We start from the raw sequence: 13,510 nt of genomic DNA, 5'->3' as shown, positions 1-13,510 counted from the left end.
AGGAGTTGAACATGCTCACCTGCTACCCGGACACCATCAAGGCACTCACCACCCAGGGATACCGCCACCTGCCGCACGTGCACGCCTGCGCTCACGGCCTCACCCGGAACCGGTGCGGTGCCTGCGGGGTACTGCCACACCGCGACGGCTGCGACATTCTGGGCCTCGACCACGCCACCGTGGCCGTCCGTCACGGAGTCCGGCACCTGTTCACGTGGCTGTACCTGGACTCCGACGAGGCGGAAGTCTGGGCAGCCGACTACGCCAACCGGCACGGCCTGGTCTACCGGATCAACCACCCGGACGATTTGGAGGCCTACTGCCCGGGTGTCACGTCGGTGCGTTACCACCGGGAAGGTCAGTCCTGTGAGTAGGCTGATCCGCATAACTGAATAGACGCTTGACTAGCGAATGCCGGGCCCTCGTCCAATTGGGTGGGGGCCCGGCATCATTGCGTCTGTGAGTAAGGCATGGGCGTCGGGTTCCACGACGGCGTGGCGGAAGCTGCGCCTGGACATCCTGGCCCGTGACCATTTCGAGTGCCAGATTCGGATACCGGGGGAATGGACCACCCGCACTGGTGAGGTGCGTAGGTGTCTGGGTACTGCCACGCAGGTTCACCACGTGTTGGGTAAGTCGGTGACTGGGGATGATCCTCGGTATCTCCAGGCTGCGTGTGCTCCGTGTAACCAGTTCGTGGGTGATCCTGAGTCGAAACCTGATCCTGGGCCGCTGCCCTGGGACGAATGGTGACTGACCATGAACCCTGTTTTTTCCGTGAAGGGTCCCCGGCCACACCCCCCAGCCTTTCTGTTTTCCCTCTCCAAGATCCACTGAATCGGAGTCGATCATGGGCGTAATGGGCGAGGCTTTCGCCGAATCGCTGCGAAACAGCCAGATTGAGGCTGCGGATTCCGCCGCTGTGGAATTGGGGCGGCATTATGCGAGTCTTATTGATCAGAACCCGGAATTGGTGGTGGAGGTGGGGCCGAAACTGCTGGCGGTTCTGACGGCCCTGCGGATGACACCAGCGGCCCGTGTGACGGGAGCAGGAAAGGGGGGTGGACCGGTTGGCACTGACGCTGCCGCAGACGCCCTCCGTGCCCTCCAGGGACGTGCGCGGGCACGTAGAACCCAGACTCTGGATCCCGCCGCTTAGGGAACTGACCCCAGAAACCAGCTACGGGTTCGAGGTCATTGATTTCGCCCGGGACGTGCTGCGGATGCCGCTGGACCCGTGGCAGCAGTTCCTGGTAATCCACGGCGGGGAGCTGCTGCCGGACGGGCGGCCCCGTTTCCGCAAGGTGCTGGTCATCGTGGCCCGCCAGAACGGAAAGACTCATCTACTCAAAGTCCTGGCCCTCTATTGGCTGTTCGTTGAGCAGTGGCAGATGGTTTTGGGCACCTCATCGAACCTTTCCACGGCCCGTGAGGCGTGGGAGGGGGCCATTGAGATGGCCCGCGCGGTGCCTTTCCTGTCTGAGCAGATCGAGGCGGTGCTACGGGGCAACAACGATCCGCACCTGCGCCTGACGACCGGCGGGAAGTACAAGATCGCTGCCGCGAACCGCAAGGGTGGCCGTGGTCTGAGCATCGACCGCCTGATCATCGATGAGTTGCGGGAACACCGGGACTACGTGGCCTGGAACGCGGCGATGCCGGCCATGAACGCCCGCCCGGAAGCCCAGGCGTGGCTGATCACCAACCAGGGCGAGGACAAGTCGATCGTTCTCAACTCGCTGCGGGACACCGGCATTCAGGCCCTGGGTGGCAACGTCATCGACCCGGAGTTGGGGTTCTTCGAGTGGTCCGCGCCGGACGGTGCCTCGCCGCTGGACCTGGAGGCCCTGGCGCAGGCGAACCCGAACCTGGGGTACCGGCTGCGCGCGGAATCGCTGCTGGCGGACGCTCATCGGGCCGTGGAGGCCGGTGGGGAGGAACTGGCCGGGTTCAAGACGGAGATCATGTGCCAGCGGGTGTCGGCTCTGGACGCTGCCGTGGACCCGCAGGCGTGGGCCGCCGGGAACCAGCCTGGAAGCCTCTCCGAGGCCCGTTCCCGGGTGGCCCTGTGTGTTGACGTGGCCCCGAACCGGCGACACGCCACGTTGGCCGCTGCGGCGGTCATGGCCGATGGCCGGGTTCGGGTGAAGGTCGTTGCCGCCTGGGATGGAGCTACGGCCACCCAGCAGCTACGCCGGGACCTGCCGGGGTGGGTGAAGCGTGTGGGCCCGCAGGCTCTGGGGTGGATTCCGAACGGCCCGGCGGCTGCCCTGGCAGCGGATCTCAAGGAACGTCCGGGCCGGGTGTCGCCGTTCCCGGCCAGTTGCACGGTCGAGGAGATCCGGGCGGAAGTTTCGGCGGTGTGCATGGGCCTGGCGGATTTGGTGGACGCGGGTCAGGTTCTGCACAGTGACGATCCTTTGTTAAATGCGCACATTCTCGCCGCTGAAAAGCTGTGGAATGGGGATGTGTGGCGTTTTAACCGCAAGGGGGAGGGTCATTGTGACGCCGCATATGCGGCTGCCGGCGCGGTTCACTTGGCAAAGACGCTGCCCACCCCGGTGGGGAAGCCTCGCCTAATCATCGTTTAGTCGGTTACAGTTCCATTCGTGGCACGGTTTTGGGAATCGGTAAAGCGTGCCTTTACCATTCCTGCACTTCCTGCGACATTTTCCGCAGAATCGCAACCGCAGCCTATCGACCAGATGTTCCGGCTGCTTATGGGCGACAGCCCGGCCCCGCGAATCGGACGCCTGGAGGCCCTGAGCGTCCCCGCCGTCCAGCGGGGCCGGAACCTGATCTGCGGGGAAATCTCCACCCTGCCGCTGGTCCTGTACGGCCCCGACAACAACCCGGTCCGGCATCCGCTGTTCGAGCAGATCGACCCGGACGTAGCCAACTCCGTCACCCTGTCGCAGACCCTGGAAGACCTGCTGTTCGAGGGTGTGTCGTGGTGGCGAATCACCGGGTTCGGGGCCGACGGCTACCCGACCCGGGCCCGGCACCTGGACGTCACCTCCGTGACCGTTCAGCCGGCCACCGGTCGCACCCCGGCCCCGCTGCCGTCGGGAATCGACCCGCGCGGGGCCCAGGTGTACGTGGACGGTGTGGAAGTCCCGTGGGACGAACTGATCCGGTTCGACTCCCTGAACCCCGGTCTGCTCAAGGTCGCGGGTCGCGTTATCCGTCGGGCCCTGGCACTTGACAAGGCTGCGGTGATGTACGCGGAGAACCCGCGTCCCTTGGATTACTTCACCCCGTCGGAAAAGGCTGACCCAGCAGCCGACGAACGGGTCACGGAGATTCTGCTCCAGTGGAAGCGGGCCCGGCAGCAGGGGGCCACCGCCTACATTCCGGCGGCCCTCGAATACCACCCCGTGGACGTGATGTCTCCGTCCGACATGCAACTGGCCGAACAGTTGCGTCAGGTCACCCTGGAAATCGCCAACGCGATCGGGCTGGACCCGGAGGACATGGGCATTAGCACCACCTCTCGCACCTACCAGAACGCGATTGATCGCCGCTACGACCGGATCAACGGCGTCATGGCCCCGTACATGCGGGCTATTGAGCAGCGACTGTCCATGCCGGACGTGACGAAGCGTGGCTACACGGTCCGGTTCGACCTGGATGACTACCTGCGGGCCGACCCGATGACCCGCTGGAAGACGTACGAGGTTGCCAAGAACATGGGGGCAATCACCGTGGAGGAGATCCGCGCTGAGGAACGGTTGCCGGCCCTCACCCCGCAGCAGAAGCGGGAACTGACCCCGGCGCCTACCCCGGCACCGGCCATCGACACCGAGGCGGTGGAGGCCTCTGAGCGGGCCCGGCTGACCCTGGCCCGTGAGTCGGGGATGACGTTCGAGGACATGCCGGAGAGCACGTTCTCCGTGGACGAGGAGTCCCGCACCATCACCGGCCTGGCGGTGCCGTACGGGAAGGTGGCCCGCAATCAGGGCCGGCAGTGGCGTTTCGCCCGTGGCTCCATCCGCTGGTCTGCGGAGAAGCGGGTGAAGCTGCTGCGCGACCACGACCACACCCAGCCCCTGGGCTACGCATCGCGGCTGGTGGACACCCCGGAAGGCCTCGTCGCCACGTTCAAGATCGCCCGCGGAGCCGCCGGGGATGAGGCCCTGGCCCTGGCCGCCGATGGGGTGCTGGATGGCCTGTCGATCGGCGTGGACTTCACCGACGACGCCTTCACGAAGGACCCGGACAACCCGGGGACCTGGCTGGTGAAGCGGGCCGCGCTGCGTGAGGTGTCGCTGACCGCGATGCCCGCTTTCGATGACTCCCGCCTCACGTCGGTGAAGGCGGCACGAGATGAGGGGAATGAGATGACCGACGCGACGACTGAGCCGCAGGCTCCCGCCGCCCCGGCCGTTGCGCCGGACAACCTGGAGGCCATGTTCTCCGCGTGGCTGGAGAAGCGGGGCGGCAGCCTCGCCGTTCCCGCCGACACGAAGCTGATCGAGGCGGAGACCCGCCCGGTGGTCAACCCGACCCGGGCAGCCGCGACGTTCGTCAACGAGGCACTTCCGTACCGGTTCGACCGGGGCGGCAACTTCCTCCCGACGGAGCACGTGTTCTCCGCCGACCTGCACTCGATGGCCCTGGCGAACGACCAGTACGGCGACCGGACCGAGGCCGGCAAGCGGGTCATGGGCCTGCTGCGTGCGGCGTTCGACGTGGACAGCACTGACGTGGGCACCCTCAACCCGACCATCCAGCGGCCGGACATGTACGTCGACCAGCGGGACTACCGGACCCCGCTGTGGAACTTCGTGAACAAGGGTGCTCCGCCCAACGGCATCCAGCCGTTCATGTTCCCGAAGTTCAACACCGCGTCGGGCCTCGTCGGTGACCACACCCAGGGCACCGAACCGGCGTCGGGCACCCTCACCACCACCTCCCAGACGGTCACCCCGTCCGCGATCAGCGGTAAGGCGTCGATCACCCGTGAGGTGTGGGACATGGGCGGCAACCCAGCCGTGTCGACGCTCATCTTCAACCAGATGGTTCGCGGCTACCGGGAGGGTCTGGAGAACGCCACCGCCACGTTCCTGAACACCCTCACCGCCGCCACCGACATCACCCTGACTGCCGGTGCCACCGACGAGGCCCTGGCGGCTGCCTGGGATGCGGCCCTGGCGGACCTCCAGTTCGTCCGGAACTACGACTTCGAGGCCCTGGCCCTGGAGTCGTACCTGTACAAGGCGTTCGTGGCCGCCCGGGACACCTCCGGCCGGGTCCTGTACCCGATCGTGGCCCCGCAGAACGCCAACGGCACCGCCCAGACCCGGTTCCGGACCCTCGACCTGGGTGGCGTGACCGGTGTCCCGTCGTGGGCCCTGTCGCAGGGCACCACGGCCGGCAGCCCGAACAACTCGTGGCTGTTCGACCCGTCGACCGTGCACGGCTGGGCCACCTCGCCGCAGCGGCTGGAGTTCCCGGGCACCGACGCGGCCGGCGACTACGCCCCGGTGGCGATGGTCGACCTGGCGATCTGGGGTTACAAGGCGTTCGCCTGCTCCGACATCGCGGGCGTTCGGCAGGTCATCTACGACACCACCACCTGATCCTGACCGACTGCCGTCACCGGAAGGGACTGACATGACTGAGACGCCGACCCAGAACGAGGTTCGCCGGGGCTTTGTGCCCTGGGGGCTGGTGAATGACCTGCTCCAGAGCCTCGGCCTGGAGGCGAACCGGGTGGTCCGGGTCGAGATCGACCACATGTCCATCCGGGCGACGGTCCTCAAGGAGGACCGGCCCAAGGGCCAGTACCCGACCGAGGACCACGTGTTCTGGATCAGCCGGAAGCGCAAGTAACTGAGAGGGGGTGACCATCATGGGACTGCGGGCCCTGTCCAGCGTGTCCACGCTGCTGCCGGTCGGCGGGCAGTGGGTTATCGAGGTTGAGTACCGCAACCTCGACGGCTACCTGGCGTCCGCGACCCCGGCCGTGGTGGTCACCCTCCCGGCCGGCACGGTGGCGAACCCGACCATCGAGGCGGTCACCACCGGCCGGTACCGGGCCGCCTACACGGTCGGTTCTGCCGGCCGGTACGTGGCCCGGGTGACAACCTCCGACGACGCGGTGGACTTCGCCGCGTTCGTGTACGCGACCACCGCCGGGACCGGCATGCCCGTCGTGGCGGATGTCGTGGAGTACCTGGGGGCCACCAGTCACAGCGAAGAGACGATCCAGGACGCCCTGGACGCGGAGGCTGCGGCGCAGCGGGCGGTGTGCCGGGTCGGTGGCGTGTACCCGCCGGATCTGCGTCAGGCCCTGCTGCGGCGGGTCGCCCGGAACCTGGCTATGCGCCAGTTGCCGCTGGCGATCCCGCAGGGCGACTCGGAGATCAGCACGGGGGTTCTTCCAGGCCGCGACCCGGAGGTTCGCCGCCTGGAGGCCCCGCACCGCAGGTTGGTGATCGGCTGATGTCTCTCACTGGTGACCGGGCCAACATCGCGGCTGCTCTGTCCCTGGTGGACGGGGTGACCGGCTACCCGAAGCGACCCTCGGTGGTGTCCCCAGGCGACGGGTGGCCGTTCGTGGCGTCCCTGGATCGGGGCCCCGCCTCGGTGTTCGAGGTGACCTGGACGGTGACGGTGGTCCTGCCGAATGACGAACAGGACGCAGCGGACTGGCTGGATTCTCACGCTGAGGAATTGGCGCAGGCCCTGGAGTATTCGCATCTTTCGGTTGGGTTCGTGGATCGAATCGAACCGGTGCAAGTGGCAACGAGTGCCGGAGCGATGCCGGCCATTGAAATCACCATGAGGGGTGAATGATGCCGGCATACGGTAACGCCCACGTTATGCGGAACGCCTCGGTCCTCATTGACGAGGTGGAGTACGCGAATCAGGTGACCCGGGCCCGGCTGGTCCCGGACACCCCGATTCAGACTCTGCGGACTCTCGTCCCGGACGGCGCGATCACGGACGTGGATTCGACTGTGTGGACGCTGGAACTGTCCGGTGTGCAGAGCTACAAGGCGGATGGTCTGGCGAAGTTCCTGACCGACAACGCGGGCCAGAAGGTGGAGATGGTGCTCACCCCGAAGCTGGGCACCGGCGAGGACACCGCCACCGTCACGGTCACCTGCGTACCTGTCGAATTCGGCGGGGAGCAGGGTGCGTTCCGCACGTTCGAGGTGGAACTTCCGGTTGAGGGTCAGCCGGTTTTCGGAATCGCCGTGTAAAGGATCAGATCATGCCGTCACTGATCATTGAGCTGGGCGTGGAAATGGAAGACGGTTCCACGTACAAGGTTGTCGCGGACCAGCGGGATATTGCCCGTTTCGAGGTTCAGCCGTTCGGATTCCCCGCCGCTCAGATGGAAGAGAAGCTGAGTATGGGAATGCTGCGGTTCCTTGCCTGGTCCGCGATGACCCGGCAGCAACTCACCACCCTCAAGTGGCCCGAATTCGACGCGAAGTGCGTGGAGGCGGGTCCCCTGGATGACGAGGAGTCGGAAGTCCCGGCGAATGCCGAGGACCCTTCTATCCCGGGTCAGTGAATTACACGTACGTGATGCTGGCCCGGCGAACCGGAATGCCGCTGAGTGAACTGATGACCTGGCATCCCAGGCAGATAGCGACCCTGGCGGAAATTCTGGAAGAGGAACGGTGGGCCGAAAAGCGGGCCGCCAACAACCGATAAAGGGGGTGAACCGGTGACCGGAAACCTGGATGACCTGATCCGCGACCTGAACAACTTCAACCGTCGCGGCGAGGTGGTCAAGCAGCTCCGTACGGAGTTCCGGAAGCCGGTTCCCGCCGTCCGTAAGGCCATCCGGAAGCGGGCCCTGACGGACCTGCCCGCCCGGGGTGGCCTGAACCGGTGGACGGCGAAGACCCGGATCACCGCGAAGGTGCAGATCAGCCGCCGGACCGTGCGGGTGACCCTGCGGGGTGGCCGGAACTCCGCCAGCGGGAAGCGGTCCGACATTCGCCGCCTGGACCAGGGGCGGGTTCGGCACCCGTCGTGGGGCCGGCGGGGTGCCGGCCAGTGGCACACCCAAGCCGTCCGGGCGGGATTCTTCACCGGCCCGGCAACGGAAATCGACCAGTGGCGGGACGCCTGCGTCCGGGCCGCGAACAATGCGTTCGACACGATTCGGAGGGGGTGAACAATGGCCGCGAATGCGCGTGACGTGGAAATCCCCATCGTTGGTGTCGACCGGACCGAGCGGGCCACCCGTTCCGCCCGGAAGAACTTCCAGAACCTGCGTGAGGATGTCCGAAAGACCAACCAGGAAATCGACGGTGGAAGTAACACCGCCATTGGTCGTTTCGCGTCCCGGATCACCTCCATCACCGGGAAGGTAAAGGGCAAGTTCTCCGGCATTTTCGATGGCCTCGACGCTAAGGCGAAGGCTGTTATGGGCCTGTCCCTCAAGGCCATGCTCGGTGTCATTGTCGCGGGGGCGCCGGCCCTGGGTGCCGCAATTGTCGCCGCAATGGCCCTGGGGGTTGGCGGTGGCATTCTCGCTATCGGTGCCCTGGTCCTCAAGGAAAACAAGCGGGTAAAGGCCGCGTTCACCCGCACCGGAACGGATATTCAAAAGGTTCTGACGAAGGCTGCGCAGCCTCTGGTCGGCCCGTTTGTTTCTGCGCTGGGAATCGTCCGTGGCCTCGTTCGGAAACTGGCACCGGATTTCCGGTCCATTTTCAAGTGGCTCGCCCCGATTCCGCCGCTGCTGTCGAATGCGTTCGGCGGTGTCCTGGTCGAAGTGGTTAAGGCCCTCAAGTCATCCATGCCCGGGGTGACCGCCGCGTTTAAGGGCCTCGCGTCGGCGCTACCGACCGTCGGAAAGTGGATCGGCGATTTCATTCGGACCCTGCTGTCGAATCCGAAGGTCATCGAGAACACCACCCGTGCCCTGACCCTGCTGGCTGCGGGTCCGCTCAAGCTGCTGGGTCCGCTGCTGTCCGGGCTGAACGTCATCTTCGGTGCGCAGGTCAATTTGATGCGCCTGCTGGAGATGACCGGCGGTGGCTTGTTCTCGAAGCTGGTGACCTGGCTCGACGGCGGGTCCGGGGCGGTGAAGCGACTCAAGGAGGCCTGGGGGCCCCTGGGTGCCGCGATCCGTAACGTCTGGAAGGCCCTGGAGGAGTTCGCGGCAGCCAAGACGGACCAGGAGGTCCGTACCAAGTTTGCGAACCTCGTTACGGCGATTCGGAACACGTGGGGGCCGCTGCGGAATTTCCTGCGCACCGTCTGGGATGAGGCGTGGGCCGCGATCAAGCGGGTGTGGAACGAAAAGGTGGTGCCGTGGTGGAACGGCACCGCTAAGCCGTGGCTGGAGAAGCAGGTTGCCGCAGCCATGGACCGGATCTTCAAGATGGCCGGCGACAAGGCTGCCGCCCAGTTGAAGAAGCTGCCCGGTAAGGCCATCGACGCCCTCAAGGGCCTGCCTGGGGCCCTCATCGGGGCCCTGGCGGGCCGGATGGCCTCCGCCGGGGCGTCCATCGGCCAGCGCTTCGTCAACGCCCTCATCGGGGCGATTTCGGGTGCCCGCAGCCGGGCCATCAACATCGGTTCCTCGATTGGTGCCGCTGCGGCTGCTGCTGCGGCTGCCGCAGCGTCGAAGTTCTCCGGCATCCAGTCCTGGGCCCCCGCTGCGACGGCTGCCCAGTTCGCTGCCGGCCCGTCGTTCGCTGCGGCCGGCGGTGGCACCTACCGCACGGGCGGCCCGACGCGGGTGCAGTCGACGGTGAACGTGCTGCTGGATGGCGAGCCGTTCCGGGAGTACACGACCGAGGCGATCGAGGCGAACGAGCGTCGCCGGGAGTTCCGGTCGCGGGTGGGGAGGCGGTAATGCCCGTAGTCAGTGACACGTTCGACCGGACCGTCTCCAACGGCTGGGGTAGCGCAACGTCGGGACAGGTGTGGTCCACGTCCGGTGGTGACGCCTCCGACTACTCCGTCTGGGGCGGCAGGGGTGAGCATTTGCAGTTGGTCGAAAACGTTCTGCACCACAGCTTTCTGACGGTGGGGAGCTCCGACCAGACGGTCAAGTCGACGGTGACGGTGCCGGTCAATCCGCTTGGGGGTGGCGTCTCCTCCTGGGTGCTGGCCCGCATGACCGACCCGAGCAACTACTACGCGGCCCTGCTCGGCATCGGAACTACCGGCACCACGACGGTCGCCTTGTACAAGCGGGTGGGTGGCTCGCTGTCAATGGTGTCCTCGTCCGTAACCGTCGGCACCCACGCGGCCGGCAACATGTGGACGACCGCGATCAACGTGGTCGGTTCGACGGTCCGGGCGAAGGCCTGGAAGGTGGGCGACCTGGAACCATCCACCTGGCATGTGACCATCACCGACTCATCGCTGGCTACCGGGGATCAGGCGGGCGTCGCCTCCCGTCGGGAGGCGGGCAACACAAACGAGTTCATTGACATTCACTGGGACAACTTCTCCGCGATCCCGACGGAGATCACCGTCAACACGCAGGATGTGTACCCGCCCCGGGCCCTGGTGACCGTCACCGGCCCGGGCGTCGGCGATTCGATCGAGGTGTACCGAGTTGTGGCGGGCGAGCGGACCCTGCTGCGGGCCGGGTCCAGCGAGTCCCTGACGGACAGTTCGTTCCTGGTCCTGGACGCGGAGATGCCGTTCGGGGTGCCCGTGTCGTACCTGGCGGTGGTCAACGGTGTCCTGGAGTACGTCACCGGGTCGACCACGTACACCCTGTCCGGGGGCCTGCCGGTGGTCACCGACGCGATCAGTGGCCTGGCCGCCCAGGCGGTGATCCTGGCGTGGGATGAGAAGCGGTACGGCCGCCCCTCGTCCCGCTTCCAGGTGGGTGGCCGCAACGTGGTCGTGACCGACGACTGGGGCCAGTTCGACGGGACGATCGAGTTCGTCACGGAGTCCACGTCGCAGCGGGACAACCTGATGACGGTCCTGACCGACGCCACGGAAGGTGTGGTACAGATCCGTCAGCCGGGTGGCTACGACGGGGTGGACTCGTACGTGTCGGTGGTCGGGGCGACTGAGCGTCGGTTCAGCCAGGACGGCACGGATCAGCGGCGGATCATCGCGGTGGACGCGGTGGAAACCGACCCGTGGGCCCTGACGGTGGAGGCCCGGGGGTACACCCTCCAGGACATTGCGGACGCATACCCGGCCGAGCCGACCATGGTCACCAGCTACACATTCACGAACACCACGGAGGGCTGGACGGCCACCAGGGCCACTCTGGCTCGGGTTGCCGCCCCCTCTGAGGCTGGCGACGGGTCACTGCGCAGTACCCCTACCGGCGCGGGAAGTGTTTTCATTCAGCCGCCCGACGTTCCGGTGAGTGCGGACAATCGCTACACCGTGACGGCGCGTGTGATGAGCCCGCTCGGCTGGTTCGACCAGAGCGTTTTCCTTCAAGGGGACTGGCTCGACTCAGGTGGCGGGTTCATCCTCAGTACGAGGGACCCATCCCCGCCGGAGATGCTGCCCCCCGGGGAGTGGACGACTCTGACGTTCACGAACGTAGCCCCACCCGGGGCTGCATCCATCCGCCTCAGGATTTCCCAGGACGATCCAGACGAGGAAATCACCACCTCAGACCTGATCTACGTCGATTACCTGACGGTGGAAACCGGGTCGGCGCTATATGACCTAGCGAACGGCTTCCCGACCCTGCTGGACATCGCCCAGGCGGAGTGGTCGGCATGATCGAACTGTCCGACGCTGCCCTGTCCGCGCTGACCCGCAGTCACCGCCGCCGGATCATGGTCGAGTCGTGGCTGGGGTCGGAACTGCTGTCCGATTCCGTGCCGGTGGACGCCGCGTTCGAGGACACCGACCGGCGGTCCAACGTGCCGGAGCGGGTCACCCTGACCGTGCCCCGCCGGTACCGGGGCGAGTCGTGGTCACCGGTCACCGACGATCACCCCCTGGCCGCGAACGGGCAGCGGCTGCGGGTCCAGTTGGGCATCGACATCGGTAACGGGGTCACTGAGTGGTTCCAGCGCGGCTGGTTCGTCATCACCGACTCGCAGGCGTCGGGGGACGCGGTGAACGTCCAGGCTGCGGGCCTGCTGTACCTGATCCACGAGGCCCGGTTCGTGTCCCCGTTCAACCCGTCCGGAACCCTGTTCTCCACGCTGCGGGCACTGGTGGAACCTGCCCTGACGGTGGTGTTCGACTCGGCTCTGACGGACCGTCCCGTCCCCGACGCCATGAACTGGGACGAGGACCGCATGGCAGCCGTTCAGGAGGTCACTGACAGCCTGGGGGCCGACTACCGGGTCACCGAGGACGGCTATCTGTCCGTGTTCCCGGCGGAGGCGGAATCCAGCCCGGTCCTGACGCTGACCGATGGGGCTGGCGGGACGGTGATCACCGCGTCGGGTTCGTCCACCCGTGACGGTGCCGTGAACGCGTTCGTGGCCCGGGGTACCGCCCCGGACGGGGGGCAGCTCCAGGCGGTGGCGTACGAGTTCAGCGGGCCGAAGGCGTACGGGGGAGCGTTCAACCCGCTGCCGGTGCCGGACCTGTTCTACTCGCCGCTGCTGACCACCGAGGCGCAGTGTGCCGCTGCGGCCCGGACGCGGCGGGAGCGGGCACGGCGGGCCACCGGCCGGGAGTTCCAGGTGGAGATGGTGCCGAACCCGGCCCTCCAAACCGGTGACCGGGTGCTGGTCACCGCCGACGAGTACACGGACCTGCCGTGCGTGATCGAGGCCCTGACGCTGCCGTACAAGGCTGGTGGCGGGTCGCAGACGTTGACGGTGAGGAGCCTGACGTGACGCAACCCAGCCACATCCTGACCGGCACTGGGGCACTGTTCGCCACCGCCACCGCCTCCAAGTCGTCCGGCACCGTCCCCGCCACGATCAACGGGATCTCCACCACCGTTCGGGTGGCCCGGGACGTGACTGTCGCTTCCGGGGATGTGCTTGTCGTCCAGCGGATCGGCTCCCAGTGGGTGGCGGTGGCCCGGGTGTTCGAGGCCGCGCCGCAGGCGGTGGACCCGATGCCGCCGCCACCGCCGAAGCCGGTCATCACCACCGGAACGCTGGTCGTGTCCCCGGTGGAAACCCGGTCGTACCGGCCGAACTTCGGGTGGCGCACCGACAACACCGACGTGTATCAGGGTGAGTACGGCGGTTGGGGTAACCACACCGGTTGCGTGTTCTACGGGTCGAAGCCGCGCAGCCTGAACGGTGCGACGGTCACCTCAGCCACCATCAAGGTCCGCCGGGTGAGGGGCGGTGCTTTCGCCGCCCAGGCCACCACGATGCGTTTGATGACGAACGCCACCAGGCCGGCGGGAGCCCCGACGCTGACTTCCAGCACATCGGGGCCGTCTATTGCTGTCGATTCCACCACCACGTTCACCATTCCCGATTCGTGGGCGCAGGCAATGGTGGACGGAACAGCAGGAGGAATCGCATTCTTTGATGCAGACGGTTCCCCGTATGCGCGGTTCGCCGGTCGCGGCACGTGGTCACCGGCATTCACGCTGACAATTTCATGGCAGAGAGGATAAGAC

General features: G+C 66.5%; 13 protein-coding genes. All 13 read left to right on the top strand.

What is annotated here, in order from left to right; genetic code table 11:
- The first annotated feature begins 11 nt into the window (after positions 1 to 11).
- The 13 genes from OG994_RS16670 to OG994_RS16610 all read left to right on the top strand — a co-directional run bounded on the left by OG994_RS16670 (position 12) and on the right by OG994_RS16610 (position 13,507).
- Complete coding sequence (locus tag OG994_RS16670; RefSeq protein ID WP_328850265.1) at positions 12 to 374, top strand: hypothetical protein; 363 nt, start codon at positions 12 to 14, stop codon at positions 372 to 374.
- A gap of 696 nt (positions 375 to 1,070) precedes the next feature.
- On the top strand, positions 1,071 to 2,591 hold the full coding sequence (locus tag OG994_RS16665) for a terminase (protein WP_328850264.1): 1,521 nt from the start codon (positions 1,071 to 1,073) through the stop codon (positions 2,589 to 2,591).
- Between the two features lie 18 nt (positions 2,592 to 2,609).
- On the top strand, positions 2,610 to 5,582 hold the full coding sequence (locus tag OG994_RS16660) for an HK97 family phage prohead protease (protein WP_328850263.1): 2,973 nt from the start codon (positions 2,610 to 2,612) through the stop codon (positions 5,580 to 5,582).
- A gap of 34 nt (positions 5,583 to 5,616) precedes the next feature.
- Positions 5,617 to 5,835: a hypothetical protein gene (locus tag OG994_RS16655; RefSeq protein WP_328850262.1), complete on the top strand. Its 219-nt coding sequence runs from the start codon at positions 5,617 to 5,619 to the stop codon at positions 5,833 to 5,835.
- A 19-nt stretch (positions 5,836 to 5,854) separates the two neighbouring features.
- On the top strand, positions 5,855 to 6,448 hold the full coding sequence (locus tag OG994_RS16650) for a hypothetical protein (RefSeq protein WP_328850261.1): 594 nt from the start codon (positions 5,855 to 5,857) through the stop codon (positions 6,446 to 6,448).
- Positions 6,448 to 6,801, top strand: coding sequence for a hypothetical protein (locus OG994_RS16645; protein WP_328850260.1), 354 nt, complete (start codon positions 6,448 to 6,450; stop codon positions 6,799 to 6,801). Before OG994_RS16650 ends, OG994_RS16645 begins: the two co-directional genes overlap by 1 nt.
- Before the next feature lie 26 nt (positions 6,802 to 6,827).
- Positions 6,828 to 7,211 carry a hypothetical protein gene (locus tag OG994_RS16640; RefSeq protein WP_328850259.1) on the top strand — a complete coding sequence of 128 codons (384 nt, stop codon included), beginning with the start codon at positions 6,828 to 6,830 and terminating at the stop codon, positions 7,209 to 7,211.
- A gap of 11 nt (positions 7,212 to 7,222) precedes the next feature.
- Positions 7,223 to 7,528, top strand: a complete 306-nt coding sequence (locus OG994_RS16635; RefSeq protein ID WP_328850258.1) for a hypothetical protein — start codon at positions 7,223 to 7,225, stop codon at positions 7,526 to 7,528.
- Positions 7,529 to 7,684: 156 nt separating this feature from the next.
- Positions 7,685 to 8,140 (top strand): hypothetical protein, encoded by a 456-nt coding sequence (locus OG994_RS16630; protein ID WP_328850257.1) that lies wholly within the window; start codon positions 7,685 to 7,687, stop codon positions 8,138 to 8,140.
- Positions 8,141 to 8,143: 3 nt separating this feature from the next.
- Positions 8,144 to 9,832 (top strand): hypothetical protein, encoded by a 1,689-nt coding sequence (locus OG994_RS16625; protein ID WP_328850256.1) that lies wholly within the window; start codon positions 8,144 to 8,146, stop codon positions 9,830 to 9,832.
- The gene (locus OG994_RS16620; RefSeq protein ID WP_328850255.1) at positions 9,832 to 11,688 is read left to right on the top strand and encodes a hypothetical protein; all 1,857 of its coding nucleotides are present in this window, start codon (positions 9,832 to 9,834) and stop codon (positions 11,686 to 11,688) included. The genes OG994_RS16625 and OG994_RS16620 overlap by 1 nt, the downstream gene beginning before the upstream one ends.
- Entirely contained in the window at positions 11,685 to 12,764 is a 1,080-nt protein-coding gene (locus tag OG994_RS16615; RefSeq protein ID WP_328850254.1) for a DUF5047 domain-containing protein, read from the top strand. Before OG994_RS16620 ends, OG994_RS16615 begins: the two co-directional genes overlap by 4 nt.
- Entirely contained in the window at positions 12,761 to 13,507 is a 747-nt protein-coding gene (locus OG994_RS16610) for a hypothetical protein (protein WP_328850253.1), read from the top strand. The genes OG994_RS16615 and OG994_RS16610 overlap by 4 nt, the downstream gene beginning before the upstream one ends.
- Positions 13,508 to 13,510: the final 3 nt, after the last annotated feature.

Origin of the sequence: Micromonospora globbae, assembly GCF_036184225.1 — a bacterium.
GTDB lineage: Bacteria > Actinomycetota > Actinomycetes > Mycobacteriales > Micromonosporaceae > Micromonospora > Micromonospora globbae.
The sequence above is the reverse complement of the archived record's forward strand: the minus strand, read 5'-3'. Positions and strand labels throughout refer to the sequence as shown.